General features: G+C 74.1%; 17 protein-coding genes. 13 read left to right on the forward strand and 4 right to left on the reverse strand.

Annotated features, from left to right (window positions below):
* Positions 1 to 207: 207 nt before the first annotated feature.
* The 11 genes from iolC to DQ238_RS00505 all read left to right on the forward strand — a co-directional run bounded on the left by iolC (position 208) and on the right by DQ238_RS00505 (position 13,295).
* Positions 208 to 1,182 (forward strand): 5-dehydro-2-deoxygluconokinase, encoded by a 975-nt coding sequence (gene iolC, locus DQ238_RS00455; protein WP_199506039.1) that lies wholly within the window; start codon positions 208 to 210, stop codon positions 1,180 to 1,182.
* Positions 1,175 to 2,089, forward strand: coding sequence for a class I fructose-bisphosphate aldolase (locus tag DQ238_RS00460; protein ID WP_113779344.1), 915 nt, complete (start codon positions 1,175 to 1,177; stop codon positions 2,087 to 2,089). Before iolC ends, DQ238_RS00460 begins: the two co-directional genes overlap by 8 nt.
* Before the next feature lie 118 nt (positions 2,090 to 2,207).
* Positions 2,208 to 3,086: a 5-deoxy-glucuronate isomerase gene (iolB, locus tag DQ238_RS00465; RefSeq protein ID WP_255417998.1), complete on the forward strand. Its 879-nt coding sequence runs from the start codon at positions 2,208 to 2,210 to the stop codon at positions 3,084 to 3,086.
* Entirely contained in the window at positions 3,083 to 5,011 is a 1,929-nt protein-coding gene (gene iolD / locus DQ238_RS00470; protein WP_113779346.1) for a 3D-(3,5/4)-trihydroxycyclohexane-1,2-dione acylhydrolase (decyclizing), read from the forward strand. The genes iolB and iolD overlap by 4 nt, the downstream gene beginning before the upstream one ends.
* 24 nt (positions 5,012 to 5,035) lie before the next feature.
* Positions 5,036 to 6,037, forward strand: a complete 1,002-nt coding sequence (locus tag DQ238_RS00475; protein ID WP_113779347.1) for a sugar phosphate isomerase/epimerase — start codon at positions 5,036 to 5,038, stop codon at positions 6,035 to 6,037.
* Entirely contained in the window at positions 6,034 to 7,107 is a 1,074-nt protein-coding gene (locus tag DQ238_RS00480; protein WP_199506040.1) for a Gfo/Idh/MocA family protein, read from the forward strand. The genes DQ238_RS00475 and DQ238_RS00480 overlap by 4 nt, the downstream gene beginning before the upstream one ends.
* Positions 7,104 to 7,979, forward strand: coding sequence for a sugar phosphate isomerase/epimerase (locus DQ238_RS00485; protein WP_113779348.1), 876 nt, complete (start codon positions 7,104 to 7,106; stop codon positions 7,977 to 7,979). The genes DQ238_RS00480 and DQ238_RS00485 overlap by 4 nt, the downstream gene beginning before the upstream one ends.
* 11 nt (positions 7,980 to 7,990) lie before the next feature.
* On the forward strand, positions 7,991 to 9,484 hold the full coding sequence (locus DQ238_RS00490) for a CoA-acylating methylmalonate-semialdehyde dehydrogenase (protein ID WP_113779349.1): 1,494 nt from the start codon (positions 7,991 to 7,993) through the stop codon (positions 9,482 to 9,484).
* A 483-nt stretch (positions 9,485 to 9,967) separates the two neighbouring features.
* Positions 9,968 to 10,177 (forward strand): helix-turn-helix domain-containing protein, encoded by a 210-nt coding sequence (locus DQ238_RS22615; protein ID WP_158550664.1) that lies wholly within the window; start codon positions 9,968 to 9,970, stop codon positions 10,175 to 10,177.
* A gap of 108 nt (positions 10,178 to 10,285) precedes the next feature.
* Entirely contained in the window at positions 10,286 to 11,704 is a 1,419-nt protein-coding gene (locus tag DQ238_RS00500) for a sugar porter family MFS transporter (protein WP_113779351.1), read from the forward strand.
* 256 nt (positions 11,705 to 11,960) lie between these two features.
* Positions 11,961 to 13,295, forward strand: coding sequence for an aromatic acid exporter family protein (locus DQ238_RS00505; RefSeq protein WP_158550665.1), 1,335 nt, complete (start codon positions 11,961 to 11,963; stop codon positions 13,293 to 13,295).
* Positions 13,296 to 13,341: 46 nt separating this feature from the next.
* Here the strand turns inward: DQ238_RS00505 and DQ238_RS00510 are convergent, their stop codons facing one another.
* A complete protein-coding gene (locus tag DQ238_RS00510) occupies positions 13,342 to 14,145 on the reverse strand; it encodes a TIM barrel protein (protein WP_113779353.1) in 804 nt (267 codons plus the stop codon).
* Positions 14,142 to 15,146 carry a Gfo/Idh/MocA family oxidoreductase gene (locus tag DQ238_RS00515; RefSeq protein ID WP_113779354.1) on the reverse strand — a complete coding sequence of 335 codons (1,005 nt, stop codon included), beginning with the start codon at positions 15,144 to 15,146 and terminating at the stop codon, positions 14,142 to 14,144. Before DQ238_RS00515 ends, DQ238_RS00510 begins: the two co-directional genes overlap by 4 nt.
* A 113-nt stretch (positions 15,147 to 15,259) precedes the next feature.
* Between DQ238_RS00515 and DQ238_RS00520 the strand changes: the two genes are divergently transcribed.
* Positions 15,260 to 16,261: a LacI family DNA-binding transcriptional regulator gene (locus DQ238_RS00520; protein ID WP_113779355.1), complete on the forward strand. Its 1,002-nt coding sequence runs from the start codon at positions 15,260 to 15,262 to the stop codon at positions 16,259 to 16,261.
* Between the two features lie 124 nt (positions 16,262 to 16,385).
* On the opposite strand, the gene DQ238_RS00525 is transcribed toward DQ238_RS00520, so the two are convergent.
* Together DQ238_RS00525 and DQ238_RS00530 are read right to left on the reverse strand one after the other, a co-directional pair.
* Positions 16,386 to 18,674 (reverse strand): cytochrome P450, encoded by a 2,289-nt coding sequence (locus tag DQ238_RS00525; RefSeq protein ID WP_233495600.1) that lies wholly within the window; start codon positions 18,672 to 18,674, stop codon positions 16,386 to 16,388.
* A 171-nt stretch (positions 18,675 to 18,845) separates the two neighbouring features.
* Positions 18,846 to 19,865 (reverse strand): LacI family DNA-binding transcriptional regulator, encoded by a 1,020-nt coding sequence (locus tag DQ238_RS00530; RefSeq protein ID WP_113779621.1) that lies wholly within the window; start codon positions 19,863 to 19,865, stop codon positions 18,846 to 18,848.
* A 174-nt stretch (positions 19,866 to 20,039) separates the two neighbouring features.
* Between DQ238_RS00530 and DQ238_RS00535 the strand changes: the two genes are divergently transcribed.
* A complete protein-coding gene (locus DQ238_RS00535; RefSeq protein WP_113779356.1) occupies positions 20,040 to 21,227 on the forward strand; it encodes a Gfo/Idh/MocA family protein in 1,188 nt (395 codons plus the stop codon).
* Positions 21,228 to 21,229: the final 2 nt, after the last annotated feature.

Below are 21,229 nucleotides of genomic sequence, written 5' to 3' on the forward strand. Positions count from 1 at the left end.
CTGCCGGCGCCGCGCGGGCTCGGCCCGACTCGTCGCCCGCGGCGTCATGATCGCACCTCTTGCGCCCCTCTTGTCCTCACCTCATCGGGGTAAGCCGACATGAGTACGTCCGTATGCCTTTATGTCCTGACAAAGTATTGACACTCTCCTGTGTCGGGGAGCACAGTTCTCTCGGACGTGCACGACGAGCGGGAGGACGGGAGCGCCGTGGCACACGCCGTCGACGTGCTGGTGATGGGGCGCAGCGGGGTGGACGTCTACCCCCTGCAGATCGGCGTCGGGCTCGAGGACGTCGAGACGTTCGGCAAGTTCCTCGGCGGCAGCGCCGCCAACGTGGCGGTCGCGGCCGCGCGCCTCGGGCGTCGCACCGCCCTGGTCACCGGGGTCGGCGACGACCCCTTCGGCCGGTTCGTGCGCCGGGCGCTGCGCGACCTCGGCGTCGACGACCGCCACGTCGTGGTCGACCCCGCCCACCCGACGCCGGTCACCTTCTGCGAGGTCTTCCCGCCCGACGACTTCCCGCTGTACTTCTACCGCCGGCCCACCGCGCCGGACCTGCAGCTGCACCCGGAGGACCTCGACCTGGACGCGGCCCGGGACGCCGGCCTGTTCTGGGCGACGGTGACCGGCCTGTCCGAGGAGCCGAGCCGCTCGGCGCACCACGCCGCGTGGGAGGCCCGGGGTCGACGCCGGCACACCGTGCTCGACCTGGACTACCGGCCGATGTTCTGGGTCTCGCGCGAGGAGGCGACCGCCCAGGTCCGCGCGGCCCTCCCGTACGTGACCGTCGCCGTCGGCAACCGCGAGGAGTGCGAGGTCGCCGTCGGCGAGACCGACCCCGACCGGGCCGCCGACGCGCTGCTCGATGCCGGGGTGGAGCTGGCCGTCGTCAAGCAGGGGCCCCGGGGCGTCCTCGGCCGGACCCGCACCGAGCGGGTCGTCGTCCCGCCCACGCCGGTCGAGGTGGTCAACGGCCTCGGCGCCGGCGACGCCTTCGGCGGGTCGCTGTGCCACGGGCTGCTCGCCGGCCTCCCGCTGGAGCACCTCCTGCGCAACGCCAACGCCGCCGGCGCCATCGTCGCCTCCCGGCTGGAGTGCTCCACCGCCATGCCGACCACGGCCGAGATCGACGCCCATGTCAAGGCCTCCGTCGCCGCCTCCCTGGAGAGCACCCGTGTCTGACACCGTCCTGTCCCCCGCCCCGGTCCGCCCGCTGTGCACGACCTGTGCCGAGGTCACCGAGCTGCGCAGCCGGCACCCGGAGGCCATCGGTCGTGCACTGGCCGCCCGCCGACGCCGGCCGGCCTTCCTCCCCGAGGACGGACGGCTGATGCTCGTCGCCGCCGACCACCCCGCCCGCGGGGCGCTGTCGGCCCAGGGACGGCCGACCGCGATGAACAGCCGCACCGACATGCTCGACCGGCTGCAGACCGCCCTGGCCCGCCCCGGCGTCGACGGCCTGCTGGCCACCGCCGACATCGCCGAGGACCTGCTGCTCCTGGGCGCGCTCGAGGACAAGGTCGTGGTCGCCTCGATGAACCGCGGCGGGCTGGCCGGTGCCAGCTTCGAGCTGGACGACCGCATGACCGGCTACGACGTCGCCGGCGTGGTGGAGGCCCGCTTCGACGCGGCCAAGATGCTCAACCGGATCGACCTCGACGACCCGGGCACGGTCGGGATGCTGGAGCGCTCCGGCCGGGCGGTCACCGACCTGGCCCGCGCCGGGGTCGTGGCGATGCTCGAGCCGTTCCTGTCCCGGCGGGTCGACGGCCGGGTCACCAACGACCTGTCCCCCGACGCGGTCATCAAGTCCGTGCACATCGCGCAGGGGCTCGGGGCCACCTCGGCCTACACCTGGCTGAAGCTGCCGGTGGTCGCCGAGATGGAGCGGGTCATGGACGCCACCACCCTGCCCACGCTGCTGCTGGGTGGAGACCCCTCCCGCCGGCCCGAGGAGACCTACGCCAGCTGGCGCGAGGCCCTCGCCCTGCCGGCCGTGCGCGGCCTCGTCGTCGGCCGCACGCTCCTCTACCCGCCGGACGGCGACGTCGCGGGCGCCGTGGACACCGCCGTCGCCCTCGTGCATTGAGGAGCCGTCGATGAAGGCACGGGCCGACGGCCCCCTTGCAGGGGCCCGCCGCGAGCTTGCGAGGGATGAGGAGGACGGGGTCCTTCTGGGGGGGCAAGGGGGTCCTTCAACGCTGCACCTGCCCGCCGGCACCGCCGCCGCCGGCCCGTACGCCCTCGAGGTGACACCGGAGTCCGCCGGCTGGGGGCACTCGAGCCTGCGCGTGCTCGACCTGCCCGCCGGCGGGGAGCACACCCTGGACACCGGCCCCGACGAGGTCGTCGTCGTCCCGCTGGAGGGCGGCCTGACCGTCGAGTGCGACGGGGAGGTGTTGACCCTCGCCGGGCGCAGCGGCGTCTTCGCCGGCCCCACCGACTTCGCCTACCTGCCCCTCGGGGCCACGGCGACGCTGTCCAGCCGGGACGGCGGGCGCTTCGCGCTCTGCGGCGCCCGCGCCCGCCGGCGGCTGCCGGTGCGCTACGGTCCCGCCGCGGACGTCCCGGTCGAGCTGCGCGGCGCCGGCCGGTGCAGCCGCCAGGTGAACAACTTCGCCACCGCCGACGTCTTCGCGGCCGACGCGCTCATCGCCTGCGAGGTCATCACCCCCGGCGGCAACTGGTCGTCCTACCCGCCGCACAAGCACGACGAGACCTCCGAGACCGAGACCGAGCTCGAGGAGATCTACTACTTCGAGGTCGCGCCCGGGCCGCAGGGCCAGCCCGGTATGGCCTACCAGCGGGTCTACGGGACTCCCGAGCGGCCGATCGACGTGCTGGCCGAGGTGCGCGACCGCGACGTCGTCCTCATCCCCCACGGGTGGCACGGCCCGTCGATCGCCGCCCCCGGCCACGACCTCTACTACCTCAACGTCATGGCCGGCCCCGGGCCCGAGCGCGCCTGGCGGATCGTCGACGACCCCGAGCACGCGTGGATCCGCGGCACCTGGGCGGCCGAGGACGTCGACCCGCGCCTGCCCCTGCACGCCCCTGTCAACCCGAACGGAGGGCCCCGACCGTGAGCGAGTACCCGCCGCCGGCAGCTCCTGAGACCGTGCGGCTGACTGTCTCCCAGGCCGTCGTCCGCTTCCTCGCCGCGCAGTACACCGAGCGCGACGGACAGCGGCAGCGGCTGTTCGCCGGCTGCCTGGGCATCTTCGGCCACGGCAACGTCGCCGGCCTGGGCCAGGCGCTGCTGCAGGCCGAGCTGGAAGACCCCGGCGCGCTCCCGTACGTGCTGGGCCGCAACGAGCAGGCCATGGTGCACACCGCGGTCGCCTACGCGCGGACCAAGGACCGGCTGCAGACCTGGGCGGTGTCCACCAGCATCGGGCCGGGCTCGACCAACATGGTCACGGGCGCCGCGCTGGCCACGGTCAACCGGCTGCCGGTCCTGCTGCTGCCCGCCGACACCTTCGCCACGCGCAGCGCCGGGGCGCTGCTGCAGGAGCTGGAGCGCCCCGACTCCGGCGACGTCAGCGTCAACGACGCCTTCCGCCCGGTGTCGCGCTACTTCGACCGGGTGCACCGGCCCGAGGAGCTGCCCGGCGCGCTGCTCTCGGCGATGCGGGTGCTCACCGACCCGGCCGAGACCGGCGCGGTCACCGTCTGCCTGCCGCAGGACGTGCAGGCCGAGGCGTTCGACTGGCCGGTCGAGCTGTTCGCCGAGCGCACCTGGCACGTGGCCCGCCCCGTGCCCGAGCCCGCCGCGCTGGCCCGCGCGGTCGAGGTCATCCGCTCCGCCCGCCGGCCGCTGGTCGTCGCCGGCGGCGGGGTGATCTACTCGCACGCCACCGAGGCGCTGGACGCCTTCGTCTCGGCCACCGGCATCCCGGTCGGGCAGACCCAGGCCGGCAAGGGGGCCCTGGCCTACGACCACCCGCAGTCGGTGGGCGCCATCGGCTCGACCGGGACGACGGCGGCCAACGCGCTGGCCCGCCAGGCCGACGTGGTCATCGGCATCGGCACCCGCTACCAGGACTTCACCACCGCCTCGCGCACCGCGTTCAACGACCCGGACGTGCGGTTCGTCAACGTCAACGTCGCCGCGATGGACGCGGTCAAGCACGCCGGCGTCATGGTGCAGGCCGACGCCCGCGAGACGCTGACCGCGCTGACCGACGCGCTCGCCGGCTGGTCGGTCGACGACGCCCACCGGCAGCGCACCGCCGAGCTGAGAGACGCCTGGGAGGCCACCGTCGAGGCCGCCTACCACCCCGAGGTGCCCAGCGCCGGCGAAGGCGGGCTCACCCAGAACGAGGTCATCGGCATCGTCAACGCCGTCTCCGCGCCCCGCGACGTGGTGGTCTGCGCCGCCGGGTCGATGCCCGGCGACCTGCACAAGATGTGGCGGGTCCGCGACCCCAAGGGCTACCACGTCGAGTACGGCTACTCGTGCATGGGCTACGAGATCCCCGGCGGCATCGGCATCCGGATGGCCGCCCCCGACCGCGACGTCTTCGTCATGATCGGCGACGGCTCGTACCTGATGATGCCGACCGAGCTGGTCACCGCCGTCCAGGAGGGCGTCAAGATCGTCGTCGTCCTGGTGCAGAACCACGGGTTCGCCTCCATCGGCGCGCTGTCCGAGATGCTCGGCTCGCAGCGCTTCGGCACCCGCTACCGGTACCGCGCGGCCAACGGCCGGCTCGAGGGCGACGTGCTCCCGGTCGACCTGGCCGCCAACGCGGCCAGCCTCGGCGTCGACGTCCTCGTCGCCCAGGACGGGCCCAGCTTCGAGGCCGCCCTGCGCAAGGCCAAGGCCGGCGACCGGACGACGGTGGTGCACGTCGAGACCGACCCGCTCGTCGACGCGCCGTCGAGCGAGTCGTGGTGGGACGTGCCGGTCGGCGAGGTCTCCACGCTGGAGAGCACGCAGGAGGCCCGCGCCGTCTACGACCGCTGGAAGGCCGTCCAGCGTCCCTTCCTGAACCCGTCCCAGCCCTGACCCACCGTCCCAGAGGAGGAATGCATGAGCGCGGACAGCCAGGTGGCGCCTACACCGCAGCAGGAGACCGGCCACACCCCGAGCCGCAGCCGGATCCGGGTCGGGTCGGCACCCGACTCGTGGGGCGTCTGGTTCCCCGACGACCCGGCACAGGTGCCCTGGCAGCGCTTCCTCGACGAGGTCAGCGCCTGCGGCTACGAGTGGATCGAACTCGGCCCCTACGGCTACCTGCCCACCGACCCTTCCCGGCTGTCCGACGAGCTCACCGCCCGCGGTCTGCAGGTGTCGGCCGGCACCGTCTTCGAGCACCTCCACCGACCCGACTCCTGGGACGCCGTGTGGAGCCAGGTCAAGGACGTCGCCGCGCTGACCCAGGCCATGGGCGGCACCCACGTCGTCGTCATCCCCGACACCTTCCGCGACCAGAAGACCGGGGCCGACGTCGAGTCCCGCGACCTGACCCCCGAGCAGTGGCAGGCCAAGACCACCGGCGTGACCCGGCTCGGGAAGGCGGTGCAGGAGGAGTACGGGCTGTCCATCGCCTTCCACCCGCACGCCGAGACGCACGTGGGCTGGCAGCGCGACATCGAGCGGTTCCTCGCCGACACCGACCCGCAGTACGTGCCGCTGTGCCTGGACACCGGGCACGTCAGCTACTACCGCGGGGACAACCTCGAGCTGATCAACCGCTACCCGGAGCGGATCGGCTACCTGCACCTCAAGCAGGTCGACCCGGCCGTCATCGACCGCGTCCTGGAGGAGGACATCGTCTGGCCCGAGGCGGTGCGGATGGGCGCGATGACCGAGCCGCCGAACGGCGTCCCGGCCTACCCGCCGCTGTTCGAGGCGATCGAGGAGCACGGGCTGGACGTCTTCGCCATCGTCGAGCACGACCTGTACCCGTGCCCGCCCGACGTGCCCCTCCCCATCGCCCGGCGCACCCACCGCTACATCGGCTCCTGTGGCTTCCCGTCGCTGCAGGTCGGCATCCCGAGGACCCCGACCGCCGAGGAGGGCCGCGCGTGACCACCACCGAGACACAGGCCGGGGTCCTCCCGGCGATGGCCGAGGTACCCGCCGCCGAGCTGCGCGTCGCCGTGCTGGGCGTGGGGCTCATGGGCGCCGACCACGTGGCCCGGCTGTACAGCCGCACGTCCGGCGCCCGGGTCGTCGCGGTCAGCGACGCGTTCGAGGACAAGGCCGCGTCCGTGGCCGCCGAGGTGCCCGGCTGCCGGGTGGTCGCCGACCCGCTGGCCGCGATCGCCGACGACGAGGTCGACGCCGTCGTCGTCGCCACGCCCGGGCAGTTCCACGAGCAGCAGGTGCTCGCCTGCATCGAGCAGGGCAAGCCGGTGCTCTGCGAGAAGCCGCTGACCATGGACGCGGACAGCTCGCTGCGGCTCGTGCGGGCCGAGGAGGAGCACGCCGCCCGCACCGGACGCCGGCTCGTGCAGGTCGGCTTCATGCGGCGCTTCGACCCCGAGTACGCCGAGCTCAAGGCGCTGATCGCCTCCGGGGGGATCGGCGAGCCGCTGGTCGTGCACTGCGCGCACCGCAACGCCGGCGTCCACCCGCACTTCACCACCGAGATGATGATCAGCGACTCGGTCGTGCACGAGGTCGACGTCACCCGGTTCCTGCTCGACGAGGAGATCGCTGCGGTGACCGTGCTGCGGCCCCGGGCCAGCCGGCACGCGGCGGCCGGGCGGTCCGACCCGCTGCTGGTGCTGCTCGAGACCACGAGCGGCCGCGTGGTCGACGTCGAGTGCTTCGTCGGCACCGGCGTGGGCTACGAGGTGCGCACCGAGGTGGTCGGCGAGGACGGCAGCGCGATGATCGGCCTGGACGCCGGCCTGGTCCGCACCGCCGGCGGCTCGTCGGGGGCGACCCGGTCGACGGGCATCGCGCCGGACTTCCGCCAGCGCTTCGGCCGGGCCTACGACATCGAGCTGCAGCGGTGGGTCGACGCCGCCCGCCGCGGCACCGTCGACGGCCCGGGCGCGTGGGACGGCTACGCCGCCCAGGCCGTCTGCGCGGCCGGTGTGGAGGCGCTGCGCTCCGGGCAGCGCACGGAGGTCCGGATGGAGGCACGGTGAGGATCGCCCTCGACCCGCAGATGCTGCGCACCACGTCCCTGCTGGAGCTGCCCGACGTGGTCGCCGGGATGGGCTACGAGTGGATCGAGCTCTCCCCGCGCGAGGACTTCGTCCCGTTCTTCAAGCACCCGCGGGTCGACCTGGCCACCGTGCGGGCGTTCCGCGGGAAGCTGGCCGACGCCGGCGTCGGCGTCACCTCGGTGCTGCCGGTGATGCGCTGGTCGGGCCCCGGTGAGGCGGAGCGGGAGGCCGCCGTCCGCTACTGGAAGCGGGCCATCGAGATCACCGCCGAGCTGGGCGTGGACACGATGAACTCGGAGTTCAACGGCCGCCCCGAGGCCCCGGAGCTGGCCGAGGCGATGTTCTGGCGGTCGATGGAGGAGCTGCTGCCGGTCTTCGAGCGGGAGGGCGTCAAGCTCGCCCTCGAGCCGCACCCGGACGACTTCATCGAGCTCGGCTCCCCGGCGGTCGACATGGTGCGCGGCATCGACTCGCCGAACGTGAGCTTCCTGTACTGCCTGCCGCACACGTTCCACCAGGGCGACGACGCCCCGGGGATCATCGCGCACGCCGGCGACCTGCTCACCCACGTGCACGTCGCCGACTCGATGGACCACCGGGCCTCCGACGGGCTGCGCTACATCACCAACCCGCCGGGCAACACCACCCGCGTCCACCAGCACATGGAGATCGGCCGCGGGGACGTCGACTTCGACGAGGCCTTCGCCGCGCTGGCGGGGATCGGCTTCGACGGCGTCCTGACCACCTGCGTCTTCGGCTGGGACGACCAGGCCCGCGAGTCGGGCACCCGCATGCTCGCGGCCATCCGCGAGCTGGTCGCCAAGCACTTCCCCGACACGACCCTCACCTGAGGAGGACACCCATGCCTGCCCACATCCCGCACTGGATCGACGGCGCCCGGCGCGAGGGTGCCAGCGGCCGCACCGGCGACGTGACCGACTCGGCGACCGGCGAGGTCATCGGCGAGGTCGCGCTGGCTTCTCCCGAGGAGGTCGACGCGGCGGTCGCCGCCGCCACCGCCGCCTTCCCCGCCTGGCGGGACATGTCGCTCACCAGGCGGACCGCGGTGCTCTTCCGCTTCCGCGAGCTGCTCAACGCCCGCAAGCCCGAGCTGGCCGCGATCATCACCGCCGAGCACGGCAAGGTCCTCGACGACGCCCTCGGTGAGGTCTCCCGCGGCCAGGAGGTCGTGGAGTACGCCTGCGGCATCCCGTCGCTGATGCGCGGCGGGTTCACCGAGAACGCCTCCACCAACGTCGACGTGCACTCGATCCGCCAGCCGCTCGGCCCGGTGGCCATCATCAGCCCGTTCAACTTCCCGGCGATGGTGCCGATGTGGTTCTTCCCCATCGCGATCGCCACGGGCAACACCGTCGTCCTCAAGCCCAGCGAGCAGGACCCGTCGGCAGCGCTGTGGATGGCCGAGCTGTGGAAGGAGGCCGGGCTGCCCGACGGCGTGTTCAACGTCGTCCAGGGCGACAAGGTCGCCGTCGACCGGCTGCTCGAGCACCCCGACATCAAGGCGGTGTCCTTCGTCGGGTCCACCGCGATCGCCCGCTACGTGTACGAGACCGGCACGCGGACCGGCAAGCGGGTGCAGGCCCTCGGCGGCGCGAAGAACCACATGGTCGTCCTGCCCGACGCCGACCTGGACCTGGCCGCCGACGCCGCGGTGAACTCCGGGTTCGGCTCGGCCGGTGAGCGCTGCATGGCGATCAGCGCGGTGCTCGCCGTCGGCGGGGTCGGCGACGACCTGGTCGCGCGCATCGCCCAGCGCACCGCCACCCTGCGCACCGGGGACGGCCGCAAGGGCTGCGACATGGGGCCGCTGATCAGCAAGCGGCACCGCGACCGCGTCGCCTCCTACGTCGAGGCCGGCGAGAAGGAGGGCGCCAAGCTCGTCGTCGACGGCCGCCGGGTGCAGCCCGACGGCGGTGCGGACGGCTTCTGGCTCGGCCCGACGCTGGTCGACCACGTCGAGCCGGACATGAGCGTCTACACCGACGAGATCTTCGGCCCGGTGCTGTCGGTGCTGCGGGTGGACAGCTACGAGCACGCCGTCGAGCTGATCAACTGCAACGAGTACGGCAACGGCACCGCGATCTTCACCAACGACGGCGGCGCCGCCCGCCGGTTCCAGCACGAGGTGGAGGTCGGGATGATCGGCATCAACGTGCCGATCCCGGTGCCGATGGCCTACTACTCCTTCGGCGGGTGGAAGAACAGCCTCTTCGGCGACACCCACGCCCACGGCGCCGAGGGCGTGCACTTCTTCACCCGGGGCAAGGTGGTCACCAGCCGCTGGCTCGACCCCAGCCACGGCGGCCTCAACCTCGGCTTCCCGCAGAACGCCTGAGGAAGGACCCCGTCCCAGGTGGCCCCGCCCCAGCGGCTCGCCACCGGCCCTCCTGCAGGGCCCCCGGCCCCGTCCCGGGTCCCGCCCCGAGCCTGCGAGGGGCGGGGAGGACGGGGTCCTTCTCCGCATGGTGGGGGGCAGGAGGGTCCTTCTCCGGCGAGGGGGGACGGGGTCCTGCGAGGGGCCGGCGGCCACGAGGCCGGCCGACGCCGCCCGGAGGGGGCCATGACGGAGTACGGAACTCACGGCCGCTGCCAGCTGCCGGCCGATCCCGTGGCTCCCGGGGACGTGGGCACTCGCTCTCCTGAGCTGGTCAGGCACCTGGCGGTCGCGCTGTCCCGCCACGTCCGCGACCTGCGTCAGACGGGTGTCGCCGTGCCCGCCGAGGTCGAGGAGCTGGCGGGCTTCCTGGCGCGGTGCGTCAGCACGCGCCCGAGGACGACACCGGTGGACGACGGCAGTGACGCCGCGCACTCTCGGCACGTGGCGGATCGCCTGCTGGTGACCAAGGGGGAGGCCGCGCAGCGACTCAGCGTCTCGGTCAGGACCATCGAGCGTCTCGTGGCGGCCGGTCGGCTCCCCCTGGTGCACGTCGAACGCGCGGCCCGCTTCCGCGTGAGCGACCTCGAGACGTACGTGCACGAACTGTCCGAGATGCCGGCGCCGCAGCCCGGAGCCGGCGACCCGTCATGACCCCATGGACGACGGAACCGCACCGGGCGCCGCGGTGATGGCGCCGCGGATTCGCCCGCCGGGCAAGCGCGTTCGTCGAAGTACCCGACGTTGACGAGAGAGAAGGCCATGGACACCCGCAAGCCCGGCGGCGTGACGCTGCCACCCCTCACGGCAGGTCCGCACCAGCGACGGCTCGACCTGATCGCGGTCGTCGCGACCTTCGGGGGCCTGCTCTTCGGTTACGACACCGGCGTCATCAACGGCGCGCTGGAGCCGATGAAGGAGGACCTGGGGCTGACCCCGGTGACCGAGGGTCTGGTCACCGCCAGTTTGCTGGTCGGCGCTGCGATCGGCGCGGTCGTCGGCGGCCGCATCAACGACACCATCGGCCGGAAGAAGACGCTGACCATCCTGGCCGTCCTGTTCTTCGTCGGGACCCTGGGCTGTGTGTTCGCGCCGAACCTCGGGGTGATGATGCCGGCGCGGGCGGTCCTCGGCTTGGCGGTCGGCGGTGCGTCGGTCACCGTGCCGGTGTACCTGGCCGAGTTGGCTCCCACCGAGCGCCGGGGCAGCCTCGCTGGTCGCAACGAACTGGCGATCGTCGTCGGCCAGATGCTGGCGTTCATCATCAACGCCATCATCGGCAGCGTCTGGGGTGAGCACGCCGGGGTGTGGCGCTACATGCTCGCGGTCGCCGCCGTCCCCGCGGTCGCCCTGTTCGTCGGGATGATGCGGATGCCGGAGTCTCCGCGTTGGCTCATCTCGAAGGACCGGCACGACGAGGCGCTTGCCGTCCTCATGCAGGTCCGGGACGAACCGCGTGCCCGCGCCGAGATGGCCGAGGTCGAGGTTCTGGCCGAAGAAGAGGAACAGGCGAACACGGGGGGTTGGCGGGAGCTCAGGATCCCTTGGGTCCGCCGCCTCATGACCATCGGCATCGGCCTCGCCGTCGCCCAGCAGTGCACTGGCATCAACTCGATCATGTACTACGGGACCCAGGTGCTGAACACGGCCGGCTTCTCGCAGGACGCGGCGCTGATCGCGAACGTCGCGAACGGCGTTCTCGCTGTCGTCGGTTCGGCCATCTGTCTGTTCGTCCTGATGGACCGGGTGCCGCGCCGCACGCTGATCGTCGGCGGCTTCATCGCCACCACGACGTTTCACGCGCTCATCGTCATCTCCTCGTACCTGCTGCCGGAGGGCACCACGCAGGCTGTCGTGATCCTCATCTTCATGGTGAGCTTCGTCTTCTCCATGCAGCTCGCCCTCAACGTCCCGGTGTGGGTCGTGCTGTCCGAACTGTTCCCGCTGGACATGCGCGGCTTCGGGATGGGCGTGAGCGTGCTGTGCCTCTGGGTGGCCAACGCGATCATCGCGTTCACCTTCCCGGTGATGGTCGCCACCATCCAGATCCAGGGCGCGTTCCTGGTCTTCGTCGTCCTCGGACTGATCGCGATCGTCTTCCTCAACAAGATGCTCCCCGAGACCGGCAAGCGCTCCCTGGAGGAACTGGAGGAGGCGTTCTCGGCGGGGAACTTCCGCTAGTCGCTCCCCGCCCGCTCCCGCGCGGCAGCGAGGAGACCGGGACGGCCGGCGCGCCCTCCGGGGTGTGCCGGCCGCCCGCGTGTCCTGGCCCGCCCGGACGGTCGACCCCCGCACCGGGACCCCCCAGCAGGTCCGGGCTCCGGCGCTGCCTCGCAGCGCTCGTGCCCTCCTCCCGGTCCCGCCACGACCGGCTCGCTCGCCCAGGTGCGCCGACCCCGACGGCCTGCGGCCCGGTCCGGGGATGGAGGATGACGAGGTGACCGGTCGCAGCACGGGGACCGGGACGCGCGCCCGGCGCGCGGTGACCGGGACGCGCGCCCGGCGCACGGCGGCCGGGCTGGCGCTCCGCGTCCGGGCGCAGAGCCGGCCCGCGGCCTCCCGCGCGGCCCGGCTGACCGGCGCCACCGTGGCCGCCTTCCTCGTCGCCGAGCTCGTGGGCCTGCGCGAGCCGCCGCCGATCATCGCCGCGCTGACCGCGCTGCTCGTGGTGCAGGCCACCCTGACCAGCACCCTGCTCAACGGGGTGCAGCGGGTGGCCAGCGTCGTGGCCGGCGTGGCCCTCGCGGTGTTGGTCGCCGCCACGGTGGGGCTGACCTGGTGGAGCCTGGCGGTCCTCGTCGCGACGTCCATCGTCGTCGGCCAGCTGCTCCGGTTGGGTCCGCACCTGGTGGAGGTGCCGATCAGCGCGATGCTGGTCCTCGCCGTCGGCTCGGCCGGCGCGGAGTCGGTCGCGGTCAACCGGGTCGTGGAGACGCTGATCGGCGCGGCGGTCGGCATGCTGGTCAACGTCGTCGTCCCGCCCGCCGTGCAGACCCGGTACGCCGGGCGGGCCGTGCACCGGTTCGCCGGCGAGATCGCCGGTCTCCTCGACGACGCCGCCGCCGCGCTGGCCGCGGGGCCGGTTCCCGCCGAGCAGTCGACGCGCTGGCTGGAGGACTCCCGGCGGCTGAACCGGCACGCACCGCGGGTGGACCGGGCACTGGCGCACGCCGAGGAGAGCCGCCGGCTCAACGTGCGAGCGCTGCGGACGCCGCGGATCGGCCCGGGGATGCGACGGGGCCTGGACGCCCTCGAGCACACCTCGGTGTCGCTGCGGACGCTGTTCCGCGCGGTCGACGACGCCACCCGGGGGCGGACGGGGGTGGCCGCCGACCCGGGCTACGCCGCCGAGGTGCAGCGGACCACCGCCAGTCTGCTGGCGCGCATGGCCACCGCCGTGCGCGAGTTCGGGGGCCTGCTCCTGCGCGAGGTGGGCGCCGGTGCGGGGTGGGAGCGGCAGCGGCTGGCCGCGGCGCTGGAGGCGCTGCGCAGCGGGCGGACCCTGGTGCAGGACCTGCTCCTGAACGACCCGCGCAGCCGCTCGGGTCTGTGGGAGCTCAACTCCGCCCTGGTGACGACGGTCGACCGCATGCTCGCCGAGCTCGACCCGACCGGCTGGAACCGGGCGCCGCAGCCGCCCGCGGAGCCCGCACGCGCCCGCCGCGCGGCCGGCTCGGTGGCCGAGCGACGGCGGGTGCTGCGCCGCCTGCCCGCCGGCCCCGCCGGGAGCACCGCCGTCCCGCCACCGGCGCCGGACCACGACCCGCGCTGACGCCCGTCGTTGCCGCCCCGGGCTGCCGACCCGCGCTGCCGGATCGTCAGCGGGCCGGCGTGGTGGTGGTGGTGGTGGTGAAGGCGGCCCGGAACCTCTCCAGCGCCTCGGCCGGATCGCCGGACGCCCAACCCTCGAGCGCGACGACGCCGTCGTAGCCGAGCCGGTCCAGGGCGGCGGCGATCGCCGGGTAGGAGATCTCCCCCGTGCCCGGCTCGCACCGGCCGGGGACGTCGGCCACCTGGATCTCCCCGACCAGCGGCAGTGCCCGCTCGACCAGTTGGACGAGGTTCCCCTCCCCGATCTGCGCGTGGTACAGGTCGAGGTTGAGCCGTAGGTGCGGGCTGTCCACGGCCTCCACCAGGGCGATCGTGTCCGCGGCGCGGGCGAACGGCGTACCCGGGTGGTCGACGGCGGTGTTGAGGTTCTCCAGGGTGAAGACCCGCCCGGCGCGTTCGCCCAGCGCGGCCAGCCGCTCCAGCGTGCGAGCGGCGGCCAGCCACATCGTGGGAGTCACCGTCTCGCTGGGGACCACGGGCAGGCCGCGGCCGTCGAGCCCGGTGCCGTGCACGTTCAGCCGCGGGCAGTCCAGCCGTCCGGCGACGGCGAGGGACTGCTCGGCGGTGCGCAGCAGCTCCGCGGCGCCGTCGCGGTCGGCGAGCGTCCCGGTGACGTAACCGGTCATCGAGGAGAACGTCGCGCCGGTCCTCGTGAGCTCGTCGACGTCCTTCGCCGTCCAGTCCCAGATCTCCACCTCGAAGCCGGCGTCGGCGATCCGCCGTACCCGCTCGGCGAACGGCAGGTCGAGGAAGAGCATCTCGGCCGAGGCGGCCAACCGGTACGCCGTCACTTCTCCACCCGCACCGGGCGGCCGGTGCGCACCGACTCCGCCGCGGCCAGCGCGATCGCCAGGGCCGCGCGGGCGTCCTCACCGGCCACCGGGGCCGGCGCCCCCGCGCGGACGGCGTCGACGAACGCAGCCAGCTCGGCGGTGTACGCCTCGGGGAAGAGCTCCTGGTCCCCGCGGACGGTCTCGACCAGCCGGCCGGCGGGCCCGGAGAAGGCCATCCCGCTGCGCCGGCCGTCGCCCATGGCGGCCATGCCGCCGGAGCCGAGCACCTCCCCGCGGACGTCGTAGCCGTAGGCGGCCTCGAAGCAGGCCTCGGCGACGGCCATCGCGCCGTTGTCGAACCGGATCGTGACCACCGCGGTGTCCAGCAGCCCGCGGTCCCGCCAGCCCGGCTCGACCAGCGCGTCGGCGATCGCGGACACCTCGACGGCCGTCGCACCCGGGTTGAGGAAGCGCAGGGTGTCGAAGTCGTGGATGAGCGTCTCGAGGAAGATCGTGTCCGGCAGGACCCGGGACGGGTCGAAGCCACCGGGGTCGCGGGTCAGCGAGCGCAGCAGCCGAGGCGTGCCGAGGGTGCCGGCGTCCAGCAGCGCCCGGGCGGCCCGCCAGTCGGCGGCGAACCGGCGGTTGAACCCGACCTGCAGGACGACGCCGGCGGTACGCGCCGCGTCGATCGCGCGGTCGGCGTCGGCCAGGGTGACCGCCATCGGCTTCTCGCAGAACACGTGCCGGCCCGCGGCCGCGGCGGCGACGACCAGGTCGGCGTGCGACCGGGCCGGTGCCGCGATCACGACCGCCTGGACCGCCGGGTCGTCCCAGGCCTGCGCCACGTCGGTGTACGCCCGACCGGTCCCGAGCGCGCCGACCAACCGCTCGGCGGCGCCCGGCGCGGGGTCGACCACGGCGGCCAGCCGGGCGTGCGGCAGGCGCAGCGCCAGCGTCTGCGCGTGGAAGGCGCCCATGCGCCCCGACCCGACGAGGGCCACACCCACGGTCTGCATCCGGACTCCTCGGCGCTAGAACGTTCTAGGTCCGTATCAGCGTGACGGTCACCATGCCCCCCGTCAAGGGGAACCGCCTAGAACGTTCAAGCCTGCCGGGTTAGGGTCGCCGGGTGGCACCTGCGGGCCCGGTCAGGCGACCGACCCTGGCCGACGTCGCCGTCCGCGCCGGGGTCTCCACCGCCCTGGTCTCCATCGTCATGCGCGACGCCCCGGGGGCCAGCGCCGCCACGCGGGACCGGGTGCGGGCGGCCGCCGACGAGATCGGCTACCGGCCGGACAGCCGCGCCCGGCTGCTGCGCAGCTCCCGCAGCCGGCTGCTCGGCGTGGTGTTCGGCGTCCAGCACACGTTCCACGGTGACCTGGTGAGCGGGCTGTACGCCGCGGCCGAGCGCGCCGGGTACGAGCTGGCGCTGTCCGCCGTCACCCCGGGGCGGGACGAGCGGCGCGCCGTGGGCACCCTGCTCCAGGACCGCTGCGAGGCGCTGGTGCTGCTCGGCCCCTCGTCCCCCACCGCCGCGCTGGCCGACCTGGCGACCCGCCTGCCGGTGGTCGTGGTCGCCCGCTCGGTCCGCTCCGCCGCGGTGGACGTCGTCCGCACCGCCGACGACGAGGGCATCCGCCTGGCCGTCGACCACCTGCTGGGGCTCGGCCACCGCGACGTCGTCCACGTCGACGGCGGCCAGGCGCCCGGCGCGGCGGAGCGGCGCCGGGGGTATCGCGAGGCGCTGCGCGCCGGCGGCCTGACGCCACGGGTCGTGCCGGGCGGGCTCGGCGAGGACGACGGCGCCGCCGCCGCCCGGGCACTCCTGGTCAGGACCCTGCCCACCGCCGTCACCGTCTTCAACGACCGCTGCGCCCTCGGGGTGCTCGACGTGCTGCGGCGCGCGGGCCGCGGCGTGCCGGAGGAGGTGAGCGTGGTGGGCTACGACGACAGCCGGATCGCGCGGCTGTCCTCGGTCGACCTGACCTCCGTGGCCCAGGACGTCGAGCAGCTGACCGCGCTGGCGGTCCAGCGCGCCCTCGACCGGCTCGACGGCCGCCCCGTCGGCCGGCGCGAGCTCGTCGTCCCCCCGCACCTGGTCGTCCGGAGCAGCACCGCCCCACCCCGCTGAAGCTCGCACCCCGCTGTGTCGATCATGGGGTTCGTGCCAGGGACACGCGCCGACACGCCGACGAGGCCGGCTCCAACCCCATGACCAACTCTCACGAGGGCCGGGGGGACACGGAGGCCCGGTTTCACAGGTCGAGCACCAGGCGGTCGGTGCAGCTGCGGGAGACGCAGATCATCATGCAGTCGCCGGCCCGCCGCTCCTCGTCGCTGAGGACGGAGTCCCGGTGGTCGGGCACGCCCTCGAGGACGGCGGTCTCGCAGGTGCCGCAGGTGCCCTCCGTGCAGGAGGACAGGACCCCGACCCCGGCCTCCTCGACCACCGACAGGATCGATCGGTCCGGCGGCACGGTCAGCGTGCGCTCGCTCTGCCGCAGCACCACCTCGAAGGCCTCGCTGCGCACCGGCTCGGTCAGCGGTCGGGCCGAGAACCGCTCGACGTGCAGGGACCCGGCCGGCCACCCTCCCGGCAGCCCAGGGGCGCACCGCTGCTCGACGGCGGCCAACAGCGGCTCGGGCCCGCAGCAGTACACCCGGGTGTCCTCCTGCGGCGTGCCGAGCAGGGTGTCGAGGTCGAGCAGCCCGACCTCGTCCTGCGGGCAGACGGTGACCCGGTCGCCGTAGCGGGTCAGCTCGTCGAGGAACGCCATCGAGGCCCGCCGGCGACCGCCGTAGACCAGCCGCCAGTCGGCGCCGGCGGCCTCGGCGGCGGCGATCATCGGCAGGATCGGCGTGATGCCGATGCCGCCGGCGACGAACAGGTACCGGGGCGAGTCGACGAGCGGGAAGTTGTTGCGCGGACCGCGGACCCGGACGACGTCGCCGGCCTGCAGCCGGTCGTGGACGGAGGAGGAGGTGCCCCGGCTCTCCGGCTCACGCAGGACGCCGACCCGCCAGACGTGGTGATCTGCCGGGTCGCCGCACAGCGAGTACTGCCGGGTCGGCGCGCCCTCCAGCGCGGGGTCGTCGAGCAGCAGGTCGACGTGCGCGCCCGGCTCCCACGGCGGCAGCGGGGTGTCGCCGACCGACCGCAGCGTCAGGCCGACCACTCCGTCGGCCACCGAGCGCTTGTCCTCGACGCGGACGTCGGCCTCGAACTCGCTGGTCACCACGGTCATCGACGTCGTCCGGTGCTGCACGGTCTCGACGTGCACCGGGGAGCCGGCACCCCGCGCCGACCCTCCGGCGACGGGGAAGGACAGCGGCACGGAGTCCCACACGTACATGTTCGGCGTGGTCTTGTAGCGCACCGCAGGGCCGGCGAGGGTGTAGTCGCCGAGCACCGGGAGCGCCTCCTCGAGGGCCACCTTGGCCTCGAGCCGGGCCAGCGGGGCGCCCAGGCAGCCGTGCCGTCCCTCCCCGAACCCGAGGTGGCGCGTCATGCCGCGGGTGACGTCGAAGCGGTCGGGGTCGGCGTACTGCCGCTCGTCGCGGTTGGCCGCGCCGTAGACCAGGACCACCCGGCCGCCCTCGGGGATGGTCACGCCGTGCAGGGTGACCTCGCGGGTGGTCGTGCGGCCCACCAGCTGCAGCGGGCTCGAGTGGCGGACGGTCTCCTCGACGGCGGCCGGGATCAGCGACGGGTCCCGGCGCAGCAGCTCGCGCTGGTCGGGGTTCTCGGCGAGCAGCTTGAACAGCGAGCCGGTCAGCCCCGCGGTGCTCTCCACGCCGCCGAGGAAGAGCACCATCATCAGGCCGAGGATCTCCGAGGCCGGGGTGAGGTGCTCGTCGGCGAAGGGCACGCCGTCGATCTCGGCCTGGACGAGGGCGCTGACGACGTCGTCCCGGGGGTGCGCCCGGCGGTCCTCGAGCAGCTCGACGAAGTAGCGCTGGATGCCCTCGGTGGCGGCCCGGGCGACCGGGGTGAGCCGGGGGTCGTCGGGACGGCGGTCCTTGAGCTCGTGCACCCAGCGGTCCAGCTGCGAGCGCCCCTCCTCCTCGGCGCTCGGCAGCCCGAGCACCGTGAAGAAGACCTCGTTGGGCATCGGCCAGGCCAGCTCCTGGGCGATGTCCACCATGCCCCTGTCGACGGTCCCCCGGTCCCGCCACCGCGCCACGAGCCCGCGGACGACGTCGCGGACGGCTGCCTCCTTCTCGGCGATGCGACGCGGGAGGAAGTGCGGCTGGATGACCGCGCGCACCTGGTCGTGGCGGGGGTTGTCGATGTCGGGCAGGAAACCGGGGCCGCTCTGGTCCTTGGCGGTGTCGTCGATGTCGATGCCCTCGAAGCTGGCGAAGGTGTCCGGGTCGGTGGCCGCCGCGCGGACGTCCTCGAACCGGGACAGCGCCCACCAGTTCCACTTCTCGCTGTGGAAGACCGGGGCCTCCTCCCGCATCCACCGGTACACCGGGTAGGGGTCGGCCTGGAACTCCGGGCTGAACGGGTCGTACTCCATCGCGACGGGGGTCGTGGTCATGGCGGTCTCCGCGGGCGCGTGGTCGGCGACAGGGGTCTCCGGCAGAGCCGGTGGCGACCCGCCGTCCTTAAAGCGCTTCAAGCGTCCGGCGTGACCCCGCTCACTGTCAACCGCCCGCCGGGTCGGATCGCAGACGACGACGCGGCGGCACCGCCCGGACCCCCGGCACGGTCAGCCCTCGACGGCTGCCGGGCCGGTCGTCCCCCGCACCACGAGGCGCGGGGGGACGACGACCTCGCGGTGCTCGGTGCGCCCGCCGTCGAGCCGCTCGACCACGGCGGCCACCGCGTGCCGCACCAGCTGCGGGGAGTCCTGGCTGACCGTGGTCAGGTCGATGTGCGCCAGCCGCGCGAGCGGGCTGTCGTCGTAGCCCACGACGGAGACCGCGCCGGGGACGTCGATGCCGCTGCGCAGCAGCGCGTCGAGCAGGCCCACCGCGGAGTGGTCGTTGTAGGTGGCGACGGCCGTGGGCGGCAGGTCGGACCCGAACAGCGCCCGCGCCGCGCGCGCCCCGGACTCCTCGGTGTGGTTCCCGCGCACCACCTGCAGGTGGGCTCCCAGCCGATGGCGGCGCATCGCCCGCTGGTAGCCGCGTCGCCGGCCGGCGGCGATGACCCCCGCGCCGCCGTCGACGTAGGCGATGCGGCGGTGACCGAGGTCGACCAGGTGGTCCACGGCCAGGGCCACACCGTCGTCGTCCGCGGCCCGGACGACGTCCACACCGGCGGAGGGCACCGGGCGCCCGACGGCCACCACGGGCAGCTGCCGGTCGAGGGCGGTCAGCCGGGCGGCGGGGGCCTCCGGGCCGAGGAGGACCAGCGCCTCGCACCGCGAGTCGAGCAGCGTCTCGACCGCGCGCGCCTCGTCCCGGGTGCGGGTGACCGTGCTGAGCACCAGGTCGTAACCGTGCCCCTCGGCCGCCTCGTGGACGTCCTCGACGAGCTGGGCGTGGAAGGTGCTGCGGACGTCCATCAGGACGCCGATGAGCCGGCTGCGCCGGCGGGCCAGCAGGCTGGCGGCGCGGTCGGGCCGGTAGCCCAGGCGAGCCGCGGCCTCGAGCACGCGCTCGCGGGTGGCGCTGCCGGGGCCGGGGGCGCCGCGCAGCACCAGGGACGCCGACGCCGTCGAGACCCCTGCCGCGGTCGCCACGTCCTGCAGCCGTGGCCGGCGCACCGACTCCTCCGTGCTCACCACGGCCCACCCCGCTCCCTTGACACCTCGGCCGACCCCTGGTGTGATCGGCGCCAGTATTAAAGCGCTTTAAGAGCGCTCGGCCCACCCCGCCCGCCGCGCGGAGCGTGCCACGTCCGCAGGGACGGCCTCCTGCCCACCGCGGCCCGTCCACCGCACGTGAGGAGAACAGCGATGCCGCAGCAGCCACTGTCGGTGGCGGTGATCGGTGCCGGGATGGCCGGCCGCAGCCACGCCGCCGGCTACCGCTCGGTGAACACCGTCTTCGGCGAGGGCCTCCCGCCGGTCCGGCTGGCCGCGATCGCCGACGCCGACGCCGAGCTCGCCCGGGACGCGGCCCGCCGCTACGGGTTCGAGCAGGCGCTGACCAGCTGGGAGCAGGTCGTCGACGACCCCTCGATCGACGCGATCAGCATCGTCGTCGGCAACGCCCTGCACCGGCCGATCGCCGAGGCGGCGATCGCGGCCGGCAAGCACGTGCTGTGCGAGAAGCCGCTCGCCGGCTCGATCGAGGACGCCCGCGCGATGGTGGCGGCGGAGCAGGGCGCCGACGTCGTCACCGCCGTCGGGTACACCTACCGGCGGTCCCCGGCGATCGCGGCGGTCCGCGACCACGTGCGCGGCGGCGAGCTCGGCGAGCTCTCCCTGTTCGACGGCCGCTACTGGTGCGACTACGCCTGCGACCCGCGCATCCCGCTCAGCTGGCGGTACACGGGCGGGCCGGGCAGCGGCGCCCTCGCCGACATCGGCGCGCACGTGATCGACGTCGCCCAGTTCCTCTGCGGGCCGATCGTGGCGGTGTCCGGCGCGGCCCTGTCGACCCAGGTCGCCAAGCGGCCGCTGCCGCTCGGGGCGGTGGTCGGGCACACCGCGGCACCGGTGAGCAGCGAGACCGGCGAGGTCGAGAACGAGGACACCGCCGTGTTCACCGCCCGCTTCGAGTCGGGCCTCACCGGCTCGTTCTCGGTGTCGCGCACCGCGTTCGGCATGCCCAACGGGCTGGCCTTCGACGTGTACGGGCTGGGTGGCCGCGCCGGCTTCGACTGGCACCGCCCGGCGGAGTACCTGTTCGACGACGCGCAGCCCGAGTCGCGCACCCGCGGCGCCCGGCAGGTGATCGTCGGCCCGCAGACGCCGTACTTCGCCGGCGGCTACCCGATGCAGGCCCCCGGCGTCGGCGGCGGCAACGCGGAGATGTTCGTCTACCAGTGCCGGGCGTTCCTCGACCAGATCACCGGCGGCCCCGACCCGCTGCCGCCGAACGCGACCTTCGCCGACGCCCTCCACACCATGGAACTGATCCAGGCCGTCGTCCGCTCCGCCCAGTCCGGTGGGGCCGCCGTCCCCGTCCCCACCGCGTGATC

Source organism: Geodermatophilus sp. TF02-6 (genome assembly GCF_003319115.1).
GTDB lineage: Bacteria > Actinomycetota > Actinomycetes > Mycobacteriales > Geodermatophilaceae > Geodermatophilus.